Raw genomic sequence first — 19781 nt, 5'->3', positions numbered from 1 at the left:
TTAATTTCTGGATTTTTATGAAAAATTTAACTCACATATTTTTATTTTGTATTGGCTTTTTAGTAGCAACGACCTCTTATGCGCAAGTAAATATTAAACCTTTATGGCATGGTAAAGTATTGAACAGTTTTGATATTCCTTTAAATAATTTGAAAAAGCCAAAGCAGGTTATTAAAGGTGAGGCTGATGAATGCAATGGTGGTTATTTCCCAGATCAATGGGTATATGAAGATGGAGTGGTACTCTCTACGGGTTCTTTAGATAAGGTATATGTAAGCCAGCAAAATGGTCTAAAGTATGGTTCCCGATTATTTAATCATTTAACTTCTGAGAATGAGTTTAAAAAGTTTTTTGGTAAGCAGATAGTTATGTCTGAAAATCATACTTACTCTATCTTTCCTTGGAAAGGGAGTAATGATGGCTTACATTTTCATTTCCGTAATGGAAAATTACATTACTATACGCACTCTATTGATGACTGCTAGTAATTAACTTTTAAGAATAACCATGATCCTGAATTTAGTCATATATAAACAGCAACAGTTTGATGCAGTGGCCCAAAAAATTATGGCTGAACCCACAAAATATATAGATTTTAATTCGGTGTCAGATTTTTATAAGGTTGCATGGCTCAAGGATTTTCCGCAAGGTACTCAGGTCTCTGCGACAGGTTTAGATGATGGAGCCGAAGAGTTTTATGCAGTGGTGCAATTTAAACAGCAGTACTTAAAGTTTGATATTAAAGAAAATTATTCAACACTGTGTTTTCAGGATATGAATGGTGAAATTTTTAAGCGTGATTTTTAATTGAAGAAATAAGAGTAAAAAAGCGACTTAACGTCGCTTTTTTTAATAGATAAATTTTGAAATTTTATCTGCCGTTGCGATGACCAGAGCGGCGATATCTTCTTTAAAGGTTTTTTCATCATAAGTGGTAATTGGACAGCTCACCGAAAGGACCGCCACCATTTTTCCATTAGATTGTTTGAAAATAGGAGCACCACAAGCAGCCATATCATGATTGTAATGACCCCAGCTCACCATCGATTTTTGGGTTTTTACATAATTTAGTTTTTGTAAGAGTGCTTTCAAGTTAGTTGGGGTAAGTTCTGAGAAACTATCCCACTCATTGAAATTACGATAGCGTTGTCGTACTTCTGCCTCTGGTAAATCTGACAATAACATTTGACCAATAACGGTAGCATGGGCTGGCCAGCGAGTACCTAAACTAATATTGCTGGTAAAAGTACCCATTGATTGAACGTTATTTACAAAAACAATATGTGTACCTTCCAAAACAGTCAGATGTACTGCGAGTTTGGTCTGATCACGTAGTTCTTTCATTAAAGGAGTGGATAAGTCGAGTAATGAAAGCTTCGATAAACTGTTAAAACCAAGCTCCATAACTTTTGAGTCAAGCGCATAAGTTTTTTGGGATGCTTTCCTTAAATAGCCAGAAGCTTCGAGTGTATAAATAAGACGAAATGCACTAGAACGGTTCACTTCCAAAATTTCGGCAATTTCTGTAATCGTCATTTCTTGTGCTTGTTGATTAAATGCTTGCAAGATGGCTAAACCACGCACAAGCCCTGGTACTAAATATCGATCATCATTTTTTGTCGTTTCTGATTCTTGCAAATCTTCTTCAATCTCTAGGCTCATTTGTGTTGTTTTCCTATAAATAAAAAAGGGTTCGAATTGGGGCATTATGCTTTATTTTAGAACTATTGTAATTATAAAGATCACATAAAACATTTTTTATATTTAAAACAAAGTTTTCTTTTTGAAACGTAACAAATTATTTAAAATTAATTAATAGAATGATTTTTATCATTATTTTTACTTTGACAAAAATTAACCAAGAGTATTATTCTTTGCTTGTGTTTTGGAAATGAAATTAAGTTTTGTATATAAAACAAAATGAGGACGCAAAGTATGAGTTGGATCTCAGTTTGTCAGCAGGGTGACGTTAGCGAAGATGAGCCGAAGGCTATCGAAGTTGAAGGAAAAAAAATTGGCGTATTTTTTGTCGATGAAAATTACTTCGCTATCGAAAATGTTTGCCCTCATGCGTATGCCTTATTAACGGAAGGATTTATCGAAGATCAAACTGTTGAATGTCCATTGCACGAAGCAATTTTTGACATTCAGACAGGTGAGCTAAAAAGTGGGCCCGGGTGTAGAAACCTATGTACGTACCCAGTTCGTGTTGAAGGACAGGATATTCAAATTCAACTCTAGTCCTCACATGTACAAGGAAGCAGAACAATGAAGACATTTAATGAAAAGTTAGCAAGCTGGATTCATGCAACGCCAGCAACTGAAGCAGGTATCAACAATATTCAAATTCCTGGTCAATCTGAATTGTTGGTTTGGCAGACACGTTATAAAGAACCGACTCTCTACGAGCAAGATTTTGTAAAGAACTTGATTCAAGCATTCTCTGCGGGTGCAACAGCGCTAGATGATGTTGTTACTGCACTTAATCAACAGGGTTTCCGCTGTGAATCTGGTGATGAATGGACTTCTGCAAGCTTTACAGAAGAAATGCAACGTTTAGGTTATTGATTCAGGGAAGAATAAAATGAACGCAATCGTATCAACTTCACAAAGTGCTGAAGAATATTTAGAACTTGGTTTACGTGACCAATGGCATCCAGTTTTGGCAAGTTGGGAAGTCGCTGCTAATCCGGTCGGAATTACCCGTTTAGGCGAAAACATTGTGGTTTGGCGTGATGCTGAAGGGCAGGTTCATGCACTTGAAGATCGCTGTCCGCATCGCGGCGCTCGTCTTTCCCTCGGTTGGAACTTGGGTGACCGAGTTGCTTGTTGGTATCACGGTGTTGAAGTTCGTGCTGATGGTGTGGTTGCCGATGTGCCAGCAGTTCATGAATGTCCAATGACTGGAACTAAATGCTTAAAGAACTATCCAGTAATTGAGCAGCATGGTGCAATCTTCATCTGGTTTGGTATTGATGCAAATGAACAACCGGCACCGCTTGAGTTTCCAGAGCAACTTGCAAGTGAAGAGTGGAGTGCGTTCCTTTGCCAAGCAGACTGGAAAGTAAACCATCAATACGCGATTGATAACGTGATGGACCCAATGCATGGTAGTTATTTACATGCGACATCGCACTCGATGGCAGATGGTGATCGTACCGCAGAGATGAAACATCGCACGACCGATAATGGTTTTATTTTTGAAAAAGAAGGTCAATTAGGCGTGAACTTCGACTGGGTTGAATATGGTTCAACAGGTGCGAGTTGGTTACGACTTTCAATTCCATACCGTAAACAATTTGGCCCAGGTGGTGAGTTCTGGATTGTGGGCTATGCAACGCCAATTGATGCCAACAATACCCGTGTATTTTTCTGGCGCTGCCGTAAGGTGAGTGGTTGGCAACGTAATGTATGGCGCTTCTTATATCGCAATCACTTAGAACAATTGCATTGGGATGTATTGGAACAAGACCGAATTATTTTAGAAAATCTTGCGCCAAATGCACGTGAACAAGAATTCCTCTATCAACACGATGTTGGCCTTGCTCGTTTACGCCGTTTAATGAAAAAAGAAGCTGAGAAGCAATTAAAGAAAATTGCTGCGCTAAATGCATCAAACCGTATTGAGATGCAGGAAGAAGCTCATGGCTAATGTAGCGTTGTTGCAAGGCAAAAAAGTTTTAGTGACTGGTGCTGCACGTGGTTTAGGCCGAGATTTTGCTCAAGCGATTGCCGAGGCTGGTGCTGAGGTTGTAATGGCAGATATTTTATCTGACTTGGTGCAACAAGAAGCACAAGCTTTGCAAAAACAAGGACTAAATGTTCATGCTGTCACCGTTGACCTTGCCAATGCAGACTCTATTGAAAATGCGGTTGCAAAAAGCGTGGAAGTATTAAAAGGACTAGATGGCCTTGTGAACTGTGCGGCACTAGCAACCAATGTCGGTGGAAAAAATATGATTGATTACGATCCTGAACTTTGGGATCGGGTCATGAATATTAATGTGAAAGGTACATGGCTCATCAGTAAGGCATGTGTTCCCCATTTAAAACAATCGGCTGCTGGCAAAATTATTAATGTTGCTTCCGATACAGCACTTTGGGGCGCACCGAACCTAATGGCTTATGTGGCAAGTAAAGGTGCAATTGTTGCCATGACGCGTTCAATGGCAAGAGAGTTGGGACAGTCCAATATCTGTGTCAACACATTGTCACCGGGACTTACTCTGGTTGAAGCAACCGAGTATGTGCCTCAAGAACGTCACGATTTATATGTCAACGGAAGAGCGATTCAACGTCAGCAACTTCCACAAGATTTAAATGGAACAGCATTGTATCTACTGTCGGATTTGTCCTCTTTTGTGACAGGTCAAAATATTCCGGTCAATGGCGGTTTTGTCTTTAACTAAGGAGTAGTCAAATGATTACAGGGATCGAGATTTTAAAGTTTGGAGTTGAAGATAGAGCCGCTTCAAACAAGTTTTTGGCAGATTTTGGTTTAAGCAAAAGTACTTCGGATATTGAAGGCACAGATTTATACCAAACTCAAAATGGCAGCAAGATTTATCTATTTAATTGTGATGATGACCGTTTGCCACCAGCGATTGAACAAGGCTCAACTTTACGTGAAGTCACGTGGGGTGTTGAAAGCACACAAGACCTCGAAGACTTAGCAGCACGTTTGGCCGATGTAGAAGGTTTTAAACGTTCTGAAAGTACAGTTCAGTGTCTTGACCCAAATGGCATGACGATTCGTTTTGAACAAAGTTTTGTTAAAGAAGTACCTGAACTTAAAACGGAAGGTATTAACCAATACGGCAACATTCAACGTGTTAATGCAGCAAGTCCTGTCTATGAAAAAGGTCAGCCTGTTGCGATTGGGCATGTAGTGTTCTTCACACCAGATTTGGCAACGACTGAAAATTTCTATATTGAAAAAGTTGGCTTTCATTTATCGGATGCCTATAAAAATCGTGGTGCATTCTTACGTTGCCGCGGTGAAGGTTATCACCATGATTTATTCTTGCTGAGTGTTCCAAATAAACCTGCTGGCTTAAATCACGTTGCGTTTGTAGTACGTGATATCCATGAGGTGATTGGGGGCGGTTTAAATATGAATCGTTCGGAATGGTCAACCTTTATTGGACCGGGACGTCACCCAATTTCTTCTGCTTATTTCTGGTACGTCAACTCACCATTGGGTGGTGCATTTGAATATTACACCAACGATGATTATTTGACAGAAGAATGGCAGCCACGTGTAGAAGAGCATCGTCTAGAGCTTTTCACCGAATGGGCGATTGAAGGTGGTCTTGATGACACAACCCGCCGTCAGGTGAAGCCTGTTTAACAGGTATGGCTGAACAAGGAAGATGGCTATGGAAAAGATCGTAATTGTAGGTGCTGGACAGGCAGCGGGTTGGGCAGTAAGTACCTTACGCCAAAACGGTTATGTGGGCGAAATTCACGTCGTTTCAAATGAAGACCAAGTGTTTTACGAGCGTCCACCACTGTCTAAGCAAGTCCTTTCAAAAGAAGCTACTTATGAAAGTTTGAATCTGTTCTCACCTGAACAGGTTCAAGAGTTCAACGTTCAATGGCATAAACCAGAAATTGCGACAAAAGTCGATCGTGAGCAAAAACAGGTTCATTTAGAAAGTGGCCAAGTTTTACCGTATGACAAATTGCTGATTGCAACCGGAAGCCGTGCACGTATACCAGTCAATACATGGCAGTTCATTCCAAATGTTGTGACCTTACGTAATGTCTATGACTGTGAACGTTTGGCTGAAATTTTAAAGAATGCAAAGAATGTCGCTGTGATTGGCGGCGGCTGGATTGGTTTAGAAATTGCTGCAACTGCACGTAAGCAAGGTAAAGAGGTACATGTTTTTGAATATGGCGACCGTTTATGTGCAAGAAGTGTGAGTCCGGAAGTTTCTGCATTTTTAAAAAATATGCATGAAACACAAGGCACAAAAATTCATTTAGACAGCAAAAGCCTTCATTTGGTTGAAGCACCAGATCGCAAAGTTGAAGTGGTAAATCATCCTCAACATAGCCAGTTATTTGACTGTGTTGTGGTAGGTGCTGGTGCTGAAATTGCCAAAGAGTTAGGTGTGCACGCTGGTCTCGATGTGAAAGATGGCATTGTGGTGAATTGTTTTGGGCAAACCTCAGATCAAAACATTTATGCCGCAGGTGATGTCGCAATTCATCCGAGCTTGGGTTATTGCATTCAGTCTTGGGCAAATGCACAAAATCAAGCGATTGCAGCAGCAAAATCAATGCTCGGAATTGATACTGAATATACCGATATTCCATGGCTCTGGTCTGATCAGTACCACTTCAATATTCAGATTTTAGGTACGTATCAACCAGATAGAACCAAAGAAGTAGTGATTCGCCAAGGTGGTGAGGATCAGGTGAGTTATTTATATCTCGACCATGAAAATCGTTTGCTCAACATGATTGCCATTAATGATTCGAAGCTGATCAAACTGGCAAAACGTTGGATGCAAGCCAACACCATTTTAGATCCAAAACTATTAGTAGATGCCGAATTTAATGTCATGAAGTTAAAACCGTAAGCATTAAATCTGGTTCTCATTACCAAATCGAAGGAATGACGCATGAGTAATGAAGAAAAAAGTGGATTGAAGCATTGGGTGCCTGCTTTTGTCCTTATGGTGTGTGTGGTACTGGCATTTTTCGACAAGATTAGTATTGCGGTTTTATTTTCAGATCCTCATTTTCAAACTGCAATGGGAATTGCTGAAGATAAGGCCAAGCTTGGATGGCTCATGACAAGTTTCTTGCTTGCTTATGGCTTTTCATCGGTCTTTCTAAGCTTCTTGGGTGACATTTTTAATCCAAAGAAAATGCTGTTCTGGAGCGTGACCTCTTGGGGTTTACTCATGTTTTGCATGGGCTTCACCACCAGTTATTCAGGCATGTTGATTTTACGTGTACTGCTTGGTTTGGCAGAAGGTCCGTTATTTGCCTTGGCGTATACCATTGTTAAGCAGACTTATACAGACCGTCAGCAAGCACGTGCTTCTACTATGTTTTTGCTTGGAACTCCGATAGGTGCATTCCTTGGATTCCCAATCACGGCAAATGTTTTAGCTCACCACGACTGGCACACCACTTTTTTTGTGATGGCTGCGCTAACCCTAATTGCCATTTTCAGTATTGTTTTTGGTTTGCGTAACTTACAGCTCAAGAAAACTGTCGAAATTGAGGGCGAGAGTAAACGTACCAATTTCAAAGGCCACATTGCCAATACTAAATTGTTGCTCAGCAACAGCGCGTTCTGGCTGGTTTGCCTCTTTAACATTGCATTAATGACTTATTTGTGGGGCTTAAACAGCTGGGTTCCTTCTTATCTTATGCAAGACAAAGGATTCAATCTCAAAGAGTTTGGGATGTATTCAAGCTTTCCATTCATTGCCATGTTAATTGGCGAAATCATCGGTGCGTTTTTATCTGACAAATTAGGCCGCCGAGCAATTCAAGTCTTTAGCGGTTTATTACTCGCGGGCATCTTCATGTATGTGATGGTCATTATGACTCAACCATTATTGATTATTGCTGCCATGTCTTTAAGTGCGATGGCGTGGGGTTTTGGAGTAGCAGCTGTATTTGCTTTGCTTGCCCGAGTAACCACCTCAAATGTAGGGGCGACTGCGGGTGGAATATTTAACGGTTTAGGTAATTTTGCAAGTGCAATTGCGCCTGTTCTTATCGGTTACATCGTGATGCAAACACATAGTTTTAATTTAGGAATTAGCTTCTTGGCTGCTGTCGCTGTCATTGGGTCGTTGTTCTTGGTTCCTCTTTTAAAACGTTATTAATTCACTGTATAGGAGTTTAAAAAATGACTACACAACAATTCGAATCGTGGGCACAACCAGAGGGTGCTTCTTTAGAAGATTGGTTAAATACACGTATTGCTCGCTTTGAGACACGCAAATACGACTTCGATGCTTTGAAGTTCCAAGCAGATTACGACCCGAAGTATCGCCGTGCACAAATGCGTTACATGGGTACGGGTGCAACAGGTGTTGCAAATGACGGTAACACCGTTCCAGCAGAAAACTTCACATTTTCCACAATGGTTTTGCCTGCGCAGTGTGAAGGTCCTTTGCACATTCACCACGACGTTGAAGAAGTGTTCTTTATGCTTCGCGGCGAAATTGATTTGTTCATTGAGCACAACGGCGAAAAATTTGAGACCCGTTTAAAAGAGCGTGACCTGATTTCAATTCCACCGGGAATCTACCGTGGTCTATTTAACCCAGGTCAAGAAGATGCCTTGATGTGTGTGATGTTGGGAACAGGTAAACCAACCATTCCGAACTATCCACCAGAGCATCCATTGTCTCAAATCAAACGTTAATTGTTTGATGAAGTGAATGAAAGGAAAGAATTGAAAATGATGACACTCATTGAAAAGTTAGCAGAATTTCCGGTGAAAACCATCACTATTCAAGGCCAGCAACAAGCTTATCGGGAAGCCGGTCAGGGTGAGTACCTTGTGCTGTTGCATGGCATTAGTTCAGGTTCTGCTTCATGGGTAAACCAACTTGAAGTGTTGTCTCATCATTTTCATGTCATCGCCTGGGACGCACCGGGCTATGGCAAATCAGATGAACTTTTAACTGATCAACCCAATGCTACCGATTACGCAAAGCGTTTGGCAGCGTTATTCAATACTTTAAAAATTGAAAAAGCAATTGTGGTAGGACACTCATTAGGTGCCTTACAGGCGAGTGCATTTGCTGCACTTTACCCAGAGCGAGTGAAGCACTTAGTTGTTGCTAACTTGGCTCAAGGCTACCAACGCCACGATGAAGAAACACAAATTCAGGTTTTTGAAAAAAGACCAAAAATGTTGAAAGAACTAGGCGCCAAAGGCATGGCCGAAAGCCGTGGACCTCATTTGATTTATAAACAAGAGCCACAAGCTTTAGCCTTAGTTTCAGAGGTGATGCAGCAGTTGACCCAACAGGGTTTCACCCATGCATCGTACTTACTCGCATATGACGAAATACGTAATTACTTAACCCATTTAAAAGTCCCATGCACAGTGATTGCAGGGCAGCAAGATCAAATCACTCCTGCGTTAGGTATACAAGAGCTTGCTCAGGAATTGCAGTTGGAACAGCGCTTCATCATAGAAGATGCAGGGCATTTAAGTTATGTCGATCAACCGCAAGCATTTAACCAAATTATGTTGACGATTCAGGAACAATCGTAAGAGAGATTAAGGATTATGAGCTTCCAAGTTGAAGGAAAAGTTGCAGTTGTTACCGGTGGCTCATCTGGGATTGGGCTGGCTGCTGTTGAAATACTGGTTGCAGAGGGTGCAAAAGTTGCTTGGTGTGGTCGCGATGAAGAACGTTTAAATGCTTCTAAGCACTATATTTTAGAAAAATATCCGCATGCCAACATTTTTACCAAAGCATGTAATGTGTTGAAAAAAGAAGAAGTTCAGCAATTTGCTAAAGACGTCAAACTCAATTTGGGCAATGTAGACATGCTCATTAACAATGCTGGGCAAGGCCGTGTTTCAAGTTTTGAAAACACACAAGATGAAGACTGGATGAAAGAAATCGAGCTGAAATATTTCAGTGTTTTACATCCGGTACGGGCTTTTCTTGACGACTTAAAAAAGTCGGCAAATGCCTCAATTACCAATGTGAACTCATTACTGGCATTGCAACCAGAACCACACATGATTGCGACTTCATCTGCACGCGCTGCACTGTTGAATTTAACCCATTCGTTGGCGCATGAATTTACTCAATATGGCGTTCGTGTGAACTCGATTTTACTCGGAATGGTTGAATCTGCGCAGTGGAAACGCCGTTATGAAACCCGTTCAGATTTAAATCTGTCATGGGAAGAGTGGACAGGCAATATCGCAAAAAATCGCGGTATCCCAATGCAACGTTTAGGTCGTCCAGAAGAACCTGCACGTGCTTTAGTTTTCTTGGCATCACCATTGGCATCTTACACCACAGGTTCGGCCATAGATGTCTCAGGTGGTTTTAACAAACATTTATAAATATCAGGTGCTGTCATGAAAAAGTTGATGATGATTGGTTTTGGCGCAATGGCAGCAGAAGTGTATGCCCACTTGCCTCAAGATCTGCAACTCAAATGGATTGTAGTGCCATCTCGCAGTATTGAAAAAGTGCAGTCACAAGTCTCTTCCGAGATTCAGGTGATTTCAGATATTGAGCAATGTGATGGTACGCCAGACTATGTCATTGAGGTGGCAGGTCAAGCAGCAGTGAAAGAGCATGCTCAAAAAGTTTTAGCGAAAGGCTGGACCATTGGTCTGATTTCGGTGGGTACTTTGGCTGATAACGAGTTTCTGATTCAGCTTAAACAAACTGCCGAAAAAAATGATGCCCATCTGCATTTACTGGCAGGGGCTATCGCAGGTATTGACGGTATTTCTGCGGCCAAAGAAGGTGGTTTGCAAAAGGTCACTTACAAAGGCTGTAAAAGTCCAAAAAGCTGGAAGGGCAGTTATGCAGAGCAATTGGTCGATTTAGACCATGTGGCTGAAGCTACAGTCTTTTTTACAGGAACTGCCCGTGAAGCTGCGACAAAATTTCCAGCCAATGCCAACGTTGCAGCAACCATTGCACTTGCAGGGCTTGGAATGGATGAAACCATGGTTGAGTTAACTGTTGATCCAACCATCAACAAAAACAAACACACCATTGTGGCAGAAGGTGGCTTTGGGCAAATGACCATTGAACTGGTGGGCGTGCCGTTGCCAAGTAACCCGAAAACATCAACTTTGGCTGCGCTTAGCGTGATTCGTGCTTGTCGCAACAGTGTAGAAGCAATACAGATTTAAGAAGGATTTGATCATGGCAAAGGAAATTTATATTGCAGGTGAATGGCGTTTAGGCCGTGGTGCAGTCATTCAAAGCCTGTTTCCGGCAGATCAGTCGGTTAACGCTGAGCTTTCAACAGCAACGCTTGAAGATGTAAATGAAGCAATTGAAAAAGCAGATCAGGCTTGGCGTCAACCGAGCTGGAGAAACAGTTTGCCGCATGAGCGTGCACGTATTCTCTATAAAGTTGCAGACATTATTGAGGCGCGTGTAGATGAATTATCGAAACTGCAAACCCGAGATAATGGGAAGCCTTTAACCGAAACTCGTGGCTTGGTGATGAGCGCTGCGGCGACTGCGCGTTATATTGCGGCGGCTTGTGAAACGCTAAACGATGAACTCACCACTCAGCGTGCTCCAGACTTTATGACTATGAGTGTGCATGAACCTGTAGGCGTTGTGGCAGCAATTACCCCTTGGAACTCTCCAATTGCGAGTGAAGTTCAAAAGCTTGCTCCAGCTTTGGCAGCAGGAAATGCCGTGGTGTTAAAACCAGCAGAAGCAACTTCACTGATCGCTTTAGAGCTTGCCAAAATTTTTGAAGAAGCAGGTTTACCAAAAGGCTTACTCAGTGTGTTAGTTGGCCGCGGTTCTGTGATTGGTGATGCAATTGCTCAACATCCATTGGTTCGTAAAATCTCTTTTACGGGTGGAACAACCACGGGTCGTCATTTGGCACATATTGCCGCAGATAAACTGATTACCACTTCGCTTGAGTTAGGAGGAAAGTCACCAACCATCGTTTTGCCAGATGCAGATGTCGAACTGGCTGCTAAAGGTGTGGCTTACGGTATTTTTAGCTCGGCAGGCCAAGCGTGTATCGCAGGTTCTCGCTTGTTTATTCATAGCAGCCTTTACGATCAGTTTTTAACGCGTTTGGTTGAAATTACCAAAGGCTTACGTGTCGGCCATCCAGAACAGGCGGGTGTGCATTTAGGGCCATTGGTCAATGACAAACATTTGCAATCCGTCGACCGCTATGTGCAGCTTGCTAAAAGTGAGGGTGGTCAGGTTCTGATTGGTGGTGAAGCGCTTACCACTGGTGACTATGCCAAAGGAAGTTATTACTTACCGACCATTATCACGGGCTTAAATAACAGTGCTCAAACCTGTCAGGAAGAAATTTTTGGCCCTGTTTTAGTCGTTATGAAATATGACAACGAACAAGATTTAATTGCCCAAGCCAATGACAGTTGTTTTGGTCTTGCAGCAGGCATCTGGACTGAAAGCTATCGCAAAGCTTGGTGCATTGCACGTGCCTTAGAAGTGGGAACGGTATGGATTAATACCTACAAAAAATTCTCGATTAGTGCGCCGTTTGGTGGCTTTAAAGACAGTGGAATCGGACGCGAAAAAGGCCGTTTGGGCATTTTATCGTACATGCAACAAAAGAGTATTTATATGGGGCTAAATGAACAGCCTAACCCTTGGTGCGATTAATAAATTCAAGGACTGAAAAAACAAATTTTGAGGAAAAGACATGACTGAACGTGTAAATGTAGGCGAAGCAATCGCAAGAGTTTTAGAAGCGCACCAAGTTGATAGTATTTATGGTGTTATTTCCATCCACAATTTACCTATTGCCGATGCAGTTGGGCGCCGTGAAAAAATGCGCTTTGTCGCAGCCCGTGGTGAAGCGGGTGCAGTCACCATGGCAGATGCACACTCACGGTTTAAAGGCCTAGGTGTAGCGTTAACCAGTACGGGTGCTGGTGCAGGTAATGCGGTAGGTTCACTGATTGAGGCAATGAATGCAGGTAGTCCTGTATTGCATTTAACGGGTCAAGTTGAGCGTGAATATCTTGACCGTGATGCAAGTTTCATCCATGAAACCAAAGACCAACTTACATTCTTGCGTGCATCAAGCAAAGCAGCGTTCCGTATTACCAGCCCAGACAATGCTGTTGGCGTGATTCGTGAAGCCATCCGTGTAGCAACTACAGTTCCAATGGGACCAGTAAGTGTTGAGCTACCAATTGATGTACAAGCAGCAGAAATTGATTTGCCACTTAATCTTGGGCCAGTCAAAGCGCTTGAGTTACCACAGGCAGAGCAAGCAGAAATTGATCTTCTTGTCAGTGAAATCAAAAAAGCAAAACGTCCAATTTTCTGGATTGGCGGTGGAACTTTAAATAGCATTGCAGAAGTGAAAGCAATTGCAGATTTAGGTATTCCGGTTGTTTCATCGACTCATGCTCGTGGGGTGTTGGCAGATGATCATCCACGTAGTTTAGGTGCTTTCCATAACTCGGCAGGTGTTGAGCAGTTATTAAAAGGTGCTGACTTAATGGTTGTGGTGGGTTCTCGTTTACGTAGTAATGAAACAAAAACTTATTCGGTTGAGTTCCCTGAAAATATTATTCAGGTAGATGCCAACCCAGTGGCTCAGCAACGTAATTACAAAATCCGCAACTTCATTTGTGGCGATGCCAAAGATGTCTTAACACGTGTATTAGAACAGCTTAAAGGAAGCTCAAAAGTTGATGCCGATTACGATGCTGCTGTAGTAGCTGCTAAGCAGGCTGCAATTGATGCACTGCGTAAACAAATCGACCAATATGCTTTAATTTGTGATCACTTACGTGCAGCTTTACCTCAAGACGGCATTTTTGTACGAGACATCACCATGTCGGGTAGTACATGGGGGAGTCGTTTATTTCCTGTACAAGCACCAAACCAAAACATCCACTCACTTGCGGGTGCAATTGGGTTAGGCCTTGCAACAGCAATCGGCGCTTCAATTGCTAACCCTGACAAAAAAGTAATTGGTTTAGTCGGCGATGGCGGCTTAATGCTTGGCATTGGTGAAATTGCAACCATGGTGCAAGAAAACACCAATATGGTCTTAATGATTATGAATGACGGTGGTTATGGCGTAATGCGTGGCATTCAAAATAATTACTTCGGTGGCCGCCAGTATTTCAATGAACTGCATACACCTGACTACAAACTCCTTGGCGAATCAATGGGTGTGAAAAGCTGGAAAGTCGGTAGTGCAGATGAGTTTAAAACGGTTATTCAAGAGGCTGTCGCTTTTGAAGGACCAACTGTGATTGAGCTCGATATGAACTCGATTGGACCATTAAACTTCGCGGGTCCACCGCAAAAGAAACTGTATTAACCAGTTTGGATGGTTTAGTACATATGCGATGGGAGCTGCTAAGCCATCCTTTTTTTAGATAAATTTTTTTGTCTAAAAAACAATAAAAACGAAGTTTTACAGGTAAAACAAATAAAGTTCCAGCAGGACGCTGGAACTCAATAAAGGATGTAGAGATGAAAAAGACTTCATTGATCATGGCATTCATTGCACCGTTTACGCTGGGGGTAAGCGTCAATGCTTTTGCAAAAGATTCATTACTTGAGTGGAAAAGTGATGATGGAACTGAGTCATTAAAGTTAGGTGGGGTGGTTCGGTTAAATCAACGTTATGAAGATTGGGAAGGACCAAACCGTGGTTTTGGTAAGCTTTATTTCGACGTGTTCAGGGTTGATCTGAAAGGTAAGTTTGATGATGCCTACATCAATGCCAGCTATCTGTTTCAAGATCAACAGAAAACGTCTATTGAAAAAGCCTATGTGGGTTACAACTTAAATGCCAATAACAGCATTGAAGCAGGTCTGGTTTATAAACCATTTACGATTTATCCCTATCCGCAAAATGGTTGGACCTATCACATTCCATTCTTTTTAGGATATGGCAACAATATTGCGCCGGGACTTAACTGGAATTATCATGACAAAGATTGGGATGTAAAACTCGGCTATTACCCGCAAATGCTTGAGACCAATTTGCGCTATTCACCTGAAAGTGCAACTTATGATGACTTAGCTGGAAACGCATTTCCACCTCAAAAAGCCTATCAAAATGAAAAGCGCAATCAGGTGAATACCCGTATTGTGCGCAAGTTAGAAACTGATTTTGGTAAGCAAGAGTTTGGCGTATCGGGTGCAATAGCACAGTTGCATAACAAAGTGACCGATAAAGACGGTAAATATTATGCAGTCGGTTTGCATACTGAAAACAACTACAATCGCTTTAATTTACAAAGTTCTGTTATTCATTATCAATACGATGCGAAAAATCCAGATGGTGTAAATAATGATATGACTTTAATGGGCGCGAACGGGCTTACACCAGCCTATTTCATTGCTTCGGAAGGGACGATCGCCAGTTTAAACCTTGCCTATACGTTGCCTGTCACCAATATGGGTAAGCTAAAATCCATTAAGTTTTATAATGACTATAGTTACCTTGATAAAAAACGCGATGATTGGGCAGCTTCTCAAATGAACACCACAGGGATGATGTTTATTGCTTCACCATTTATGGTCTGGGCAGATTATACATGGGGTAAAAACTCCAACATTATTGGTGGCTCTACAAACTCAACGGGTTATACCTCTGCCACTTCGCTAAACAGTGATAAATGGCTATACCGCATTAACTTTAATATCGGCTTTACTTTCTAAAGTGAATAGCAATAAAAAACCACGCAATCGGCGTGGTTTTTTATTTAATAATTTAAAGCGTTTAATATCTGTTTTTTTCAAACTTATTCCAAAACACAAAGGCAGTCACAAAGGCCAAAATGGTCAGCGCGAAAATATAATACATCGCACCAATATCACTATATTGACTGAGCCAATGAACGAGAGGCAGTGTCATACCGCCAACAATGGCATAAGACAAATTATAAGAAAATGAAATGCCAGAGAAGCGAACAGGCGCGGGGAACATCTTAACCATACTGCTCGACACCATGCCAACCGTACCTGAGCATAGGCCCAACAACATATATAAACCAAAAATGGTTGAATGTGCGGCATGTCCTAAACTGTTATAAAAAACTGCTGCTGTGAGTGCCACGGCAAGCGCACCGACCATCATCACTTTGCCACAGCCAAAACGGTCAGCAAAATAGCCTGCCAAAATACAGCCAACCATTTGCATGACAATGGCTGCACTTTGCATTTCAAAAGTCTGTGCGCGCTCAAAACCAAATGAGCCAATCAACAAATTTGGCATGGCTAAAATCACTACCACCACACAGCCCGTTAAAAACCATGTAAATAACATGCCAATTGCAACGGCTGTTTTATGCGTTTTTAAGACTTGTTTTATAGGCATTTCTTTTGAAATTTCTTTACGAGCCTGCATGGCTTTAAACACAGGCGTTTCTTTTAAATAAGTCCGTAAATAAAGTGCAACTAGACCAAAAATACCACCTGCAATGAAAGGAATACGCCATGCCCAGTCATGGATTTGTCCTTCACTAAAATTCAATGAAATCCATAAAGACATCAGCGCGCCTAGTAAAATTCCTAGAGACAGTCCGGCAGTGAGTAAACCATTTGCCAGCCCAATTTTTCTTTCTGGAACATGTTCTGACACAAAGGTCCATGCGGCTGGAATTTCACCTCCAATTGCAATCCCTTGTACCACTCGCATAAGTAATAAAAGTAGGGGGGCCAAATACCCAATATTTTCAAAGGTGGGCAATATCCCGATAAACAGGGTAGGCAGCGCCATAAGTAAAATAGAAAGTGAAAATAGTTTTTTGCGTCCGACCAAGTCACCAAAGTGGGCCATAACCACCCCACCCAAAGGCCTAAAAAAGTAACCTGCTGCAAAAATACCGTAAGTGTTCAGCATGGCCCAAAATGGGCTGAGTGTGCTGGGGAAAAATAGGTCGGAAATGATTTTGGCGTAAAACACATAAATCACAAAATCATAAAACTCTAAAGCGCCACCCAATGAAGAAAGGGCAAGGGTTCGTTTATCTTCTTTATTAAGATAGTTCGCATCCTGCAAAGTTAAGTCCTGATCCATTTTTTTACTTAATTGTTGTAATTGAAGTTTGGATATTAATGGAAAAGTGAAGTAAAAGTAAATGGAGGAAATTTGTTCTATAGGTGATGGTAAATTGGTCTACCTAAGAAAAGCAAAAAAGCTTTAAAACAAAAAACTCATTAGATGAAACAAAAACAGATGTAGGAATGACTTTTCTTTTGAGCTGTTCAGCTACACAATAAAACTCGTCATATTAAGTTTAATGAGATTCAAACGATGAGTGTAGTTTTACCAGTCGCAAAGCGTGGTGAAGATATTTTGAAACTGATTGCTGCTCCAGTCTCGGCAAATGAGTTAAACAGTGATTGGCTTTATCAGCTTGCCGCTGCTATGCAAGCAACCATGCTTGAGCGTAATGGGGTAGGGATTGCTGCACCGCAAGTTTATATCTCTAAACGCGTCATTATTGTGGCATCGCGACCAAATCCACGCTATCCAGATGCGCCTGAAATGGATGCTGTGGTGATGGTAAATCCTGAAATTTTAGAATTTTCGAATGAAACACTTTTGGGTGAAGAAGGTTGTTTAAGTGTGCCTGATGAGCGTGGACAAGTTGAACGTGCAGAAATGGTCAAGGTCAAATACTTAACGCTTAAGGGGGAGGCTGTTGAAACAATTTTTCATGGTTTTCCAGCTCGCATTGTTCAACATGAAGTCGATCATTTAAATGGAATCTTATTTGTAGAAAGAATAAGCTAATCTTCAGTTTAAAGTTTTGAAAAATCTATAATGAGCTTGAAATGAATAAGACATAGCAATTACAATACTTATAGCGTGATATTTAAATCATTACAAAAGATATAATTTTAATATTATCAGCAGGTTGTGCTGAAATTTTGCGCGATGTTGTGAATCTCCTCATTTAAGGTTACTGACCATGAAAACCCCTCTCCCAGAATATTTGGCAAATGTTATAGAAGCCTGTGACATCGACAACAGTGGTCATCTCGCCGATTATATTCCTGAGTTGGCAAATGCAAACCCAGATCGATTAGCTTTAGCAATGTCTACGGTAGATGGCGAAATTTATTCGGTTGGTGATGATGATGTCGAATTCACTATACAGTCGATTTCTAAACCTTTTGTATATGCTTATGTTTTACAACAGCTTGGCATTGATGCAGTACTTACTAAAGTAGGGGTAGAGCCTTCGGGTGAAGCCTTCAATGAAATTTCATTAGGTAAAGACGGACGTCCGAAAAACCCGATGATTAACTCTGGCGCAATTACTGTACATTCTTTGATTCAGGTCAAGCATGGTTTACATAGTGCAGAAATTCTACGCCGTTTTATGAGTGAGCTTGCAGGGCGTGAATTAAGTTTTGATGAGTCTGTTTATGATTCGGAAGTTAAAACTGCCTACCGTAATCTTTCGATCGGTTATATGTTGCGAACTGTTGGGATTTTGGAAACTGACCCTGTAGATATCGTGAATGGCTATATTCGCCAATGTGCGATCATGGTTACAGTTAAAGACTTGGTACGTATGGGCAGTGTACTTGCCAATGGTGGGGTCGACCCTAAAACTGGAAAGCGCTTATTAAACCGGTCTGTGGTTAGACAAGTGCTCAGTGTCATGATGAGCTGTGGTATGTATGATGCCGCAGGTGACTGGCTGTCGACTGTAGGTATTCCTGCTAAGAGTGGTGTAGCAGGCGGTATTTTAGGTGTGCTGCCGGGTCAGGTCAGTATTGCTGCTTTTTCACCTCGTTTAGATGAGCATGGGCATAGTATTCGAGGTATCGATATTTTAGAGCGATTATCTCGTGATATGGGATTACATCTCATGGAAGGTACACCTTCTGCACAAACGATTGTACAAAGCCATTACCGTACAGGAAAAGATGCTTCATTAAGTGTATATGTGCTTCGCGGTGTATTGAAATTTACTGAAGCTGAAATGTTGTTGCGCATTTTACAAGACGAGACAACTGACCAAAGCACAATCGTCATTGATTTAACCCAGATTTCACTGATTCATGATGTGGGTAAACGTATGTTCTTAGAAGGGGTAGATCGTCTGATTGATGATGGTCATACGCTTGTTCTAGTCGACCCTGAACAAAGATTAGATCATGCCAGAACAGCGAAAGATCGTGAGCTTCATGTCTACCACGATTTTGATGATTTGCTCGAAAAGCATGAGATCCGCACTAAAAAAAAGACTTATAGCGACATCGCGGCACTTCTAAACTGCTGAGGTGTTTTTCCTAGGTGTCGCTTAAACATCGCACTGAACGCGCTGGGGTTTGTATACCCCAGTGATTCTGAAATTTGAGCAATAGATTCACCATTCGCAATTTTACTTAACGCAAGTGCAATATGCATTTGTTGCAACCATGCCCGATACGACAGCCCTGTTTCTTTTTGGAACATGCGCATTAGAGTTCTAGAACTCGTACCAATTTCATCAGCCCAATCTGTCAAATCTTTTGAATGGTCAGGAGTATGTAATAACTCTTGGCAAATTTTTAATAACCGTTTGTCTTTCGGCCACGGAATCTGAATAGGCAACAAATTGGCACGATGAATTTCTTCAAAAATCAAAATTTGTAAAGAACGGGAAAGTTCTTGAGATGTCGCTGTATTTGGCGTGTCTTCTCGCTCAATTTCATTTAAACGAATCAAAAGCTCATGCAACAGATTGCTTACCCGAATAATAAAGCAATGCTGACCCATTAGAGCGGCTGCATTTACTTCAACCAACGCCGTATTTAACTTTACGTGACTCAGTGAAATCACGCTGTGCTCTACATGGGCAGGAATCCATAATGCACACATGGGCGGCACAATCCAGACATGATTAGGCGTAAACACCTGAATGTTGCCTGTGGATGCATACAGAAACTGCGCACGTGTATGTGTATGGGTAGGCGTGATTTCTCGGTAAGCATGCTCAGAAGATAGCCCAATCACAAGTTCAGACAAATCAGACTGAATAAGAGAATCGGACATAAACTATCCTAAAAATTGTCACTTATACAATGATTATTGGAAGATAACTTTAT

At 41.5% G+C, this 19781-nt stretch carries 21 protein-coding genes; 18 read left to right on the top strand and 3 right to left on the bottom strand.

What is annotated here, in order from left to right; translation table 11 throughout:
* The first annotated feature begins 17 nt into the window (after nt 1-17).
* Both MSG95_RS06705 and MSG95_RS06700 read left to right on the top strand, forming a co-directional pair.
* On the top strand, nt 18-485 hold the full coding sequence (locus tag MSG95_RS06705; protein ID WP_324624731.1) for a hypothetical protein: 468 nt from the start codon (nt 18-20) through the stop codon (nt 483-485).
* Between the two features lie 22 nt (nt 486-507).
* A complete protein-coding gene (locus MSG95_RS06700; protein ID WP_151684662.1) occupies nt 508-807 on the top strand; it encodes a hypothetical protein in 300 nt (99 codons plus the stop codon).
* 42 nt (nt 808-849) lie between these two features.
* Here the strand turns inward: MSG95_RS06700 and MSG95_RS06695 are convergent, their stop codons facing one another.
* Nucleotides 850-1662: an IclR family transcriptional regulator gene (locus MSG95_RS06695; RefSeq protein ID WP_324624730.1), complete on the bottom strand. Its 813-nt coding sequence runs from the start codon at nt 1660-1662 to the stop codon at nt 850-852.
* 273 nt (nt 1663-1935) lie between these two features.
* Here MSG95_RS06695 and MSG95_RS06690 point away from each other — a divergent pair, with 273 nt between their 5' ends.
* The 14 genes from MSG95_RS06690 (at nt 1936) to MSG95_RS06625 (ending at nt 15392) form a co-directional block, all read left to right on the top strand.
* Entirely contained in the window at nt 1936-2241 is a 306-nt protein-coding gene (locus MSG95_RS06690) for a non-heme iron oxygenase ferredoxin subunit (RefSeq protein ID WP_000118513.1), read from the top strand.
* A gap of 27 nt (nt 2242-2268) precedes the next feature.
* Complete coding sequence (locus MSG95_RS06685; RefSeq protein ID WP_049065224.1) at nt 2269-2568, top strand: recombinase-like helix-turn-helix domain-containing protein; 300 nt, start codon at nt 2269-2271, stop codon at nt 2566-2568.
* Nucleotides 2569-2584: 16 nt separating this feature from the next.
* Nucleotides 2585-3652: an aromatic ring-hydroxylating oxygenase subunit alpha gene (locus tag MSG95_RS06680; protein WP_004703167.1), complete on the top strand. Its 1068-nt coding sequence runs from the start codon at nt 2585-2587 to the stop codon at nt 3650-3652.
* Nucleotides 3645-4409, top strand: coding sequence for an SDR family oxidoreductase (locus MSG95_RS06675; protein WP_192836544.1), 765 nt, complete (start codon nt 3645-3647; stop codon nt 4407-4409). The genes MSG95_RS06680 and MSG95_RS06675 overlap by 8 nt, the downstream gene beginning before the upstream one ends.
* An 11-nt stretch (nt 4410-4420) precedes the next feature.
* Nucleotides 4421-5350 carry a VOC family protein gene (locus MSG95_RS06670; RefSeq protein ID WP_324644996.1) on the top strand — a complete coding sequence of 310 codons (930 nt, stop codon included), beginning with the start codon at nt 4421-4423 and terminating at the stop codon, nt 5348-5350.
* Between the two features lie 28 nt (nt 5351-5378).
* Nucleotides 5379-6590: an NAD(P)/FAD-dependent oxidoreductase gene (locus MSG95_RS06665; RefSeq protein WP_324624728.1), complete on the top strand. Its 1212-nt coding sequence runs from the start codon at nt 5379-5381 to the stop codon at nt 6588-6590.
* Between the two features lie 42 nt (nt 6591-6632).
* The gene (locus tag MSG95_RS06660) at nt 6633-7856 is read left to right on the top strand and encodes an MFS transporter (RefSeq protein WP_019456954.1); all 1224 of its coding nucleotides are present in this window, start codon (nt 6633-6635) and stop codon (nt 7854-7856) included.
* Between the two features lie 23 nt (nt 7857-7879).
* The gene (locus tag MSG95_RS06655) at nt 7880-8401 is read left to right on the top strand and encodes a cupin domain-containing protein (RefSeq protein ID WP_019456955.1); all 522 of its coding nucleotides are present in this window, start codon (nt 7880-7882) and stop codon (nt 8399-8401) included.
* Between the two features lie 36 nt (nt 8402-8437).
* Complete coding sequence (locus tag MSG95_RS06650; protein WP_324624727.1) at nt 8438-9262, top strand: alpha/beta hydrolase; 825 nt, start codon at nt 8438-8440, stop codon at nt 9260-9262.
* Between the two features lie 15 nt (nt 9263-9277).
* The gene (locus MSG95_RS06645) at nt 9278-10072 is read left to right on the top strand and encodes an SDR family oxidoreductase (RefSeq protein ID WP_324624726.1); all 795 of its coding nucleotides are present in this window, start codon (nt 9278-9280) and stop codon (nt 10070-10072) included.
* A 15-nt stretch (nt 10073-10087) separates the two neighbouring features.
* Nucleotides 10088-10879 carry an aspartate dehydrogenase gene (locus MSG95_RS06640; protein WP_191000569.1) on the top strand — a complete coding sequence of 264 codons (792 nt, stop codon included), beginning with the start codon at nt 10088-10090 and terminating at the stop codon, nt 10877-10879.
* A gap of 13 nt (nt 10880-10892) precedes the next feature.
* On the top strand, nt 10893-12359 hold the full coding sequence (locus tag MSG95_RS06635; RefSeq protein ID WP_324624725.1) for an aldehyde dehydrogenase: 1467 nt from the start codon (nt 10893-10895) through the stop codon (nt 12357-12359).
* A 40-nt stretch (nt 12360-12399) separates the two neighbouring features.
* The gene (locus MSG95_RS06630) at nt 12400-14040 is read left to right on the top strand and encodes a thiamine pyrophosphate-binding protein (RefSeq protein ID WP_324624724.1); all 1641 of its coding nucleotides are present in this window, start codon (nt 12400-12402) and stop codon (nt 14038-14040) included.
* 155 nt (nt 14041-14195) lie between these two features.
* Nucleotides 14196-15392 (top strand): hypothetical protein, encoded by a 1197-nt coding sequence (locus MSG95_RS06625; RefSeq protein ID WP_324644994.1) that lies wholly within the window; start codon nt 14196-14198, stop codon nt 15390-15392.
* Between the two features lie 61 nt (nt 15393-15453).
* Here the strand turns inward: MSG95_RS06625 and MSG95_RS06620 are convergent, their stop codons facing one another.
* Entirely contained in the window at nt 15454-16752 is a 1299-nt protein-coding gene (locus MSG95_RS06620) for an MFS transporter (protein ID WP_324624722.1), read from the bottom strand.
* Between the two features lie 237 nt (nt 16753-16989).
* Here MSG95_RS06620 and def point away from each other — a divergent pair, with 237 nt between their 5' ends.
* Together def and MSG95_RS06610 are read left to right on the top strand one after the other, a co-directional pair.
* On the top strand, nt 16990-17472 hold the full coding sequence (def, locus tag MSG95_RS06615; RefSeq protein ID WP_100290610.1) for a peptide deformylase: 483 nt from the start codon (nt 16990-16992) through the stop codon (nt 17470-17472).
* Nucleotides 17473-17650: 178 nt separating this feature from the next.
* A complete protein-coding gene (locus MSG95_RS06610) occupies nt 17651-18973 on the top strand; it encodes a glutaminase (RefSeq protein WP_100290611.1) in 1323 nt (440 codons plus the stop codon).
* Here MSG95_RS06610 and MSG95_RS06605 read toward each other — a convergent pair.
* A complete protein-coding gene (locus MSG95_RS06605; protein WP_077170099.1) occupies nt 18940-19728 on the bottom strand; it encodes an AraC family transcriptional regulator in 789 nt (262 codons plus the stop codon). The genes MSG95_RS06610 and MSG95_RS06605 overlap by 34 nt on opposite strands.
* Between the last annotated feature and the right edge of the window lie 53 nt (nt 19729-19781).

The sequence above is a fragment of the Acinetobacter sp. IK23 genome (assembly GCF_035615275.1).
GTDB lineage: Bacteria > Pseudomonadota > Gammaproteobacteria > Pseudomonadales > Moraxellaceae > Acinetobacter > Acinetobacter seifertii.
Note: the sequence above shows the minus strand (reverse complement) of the source record. Positions and strands in the feature narration are given on the sequence as shown.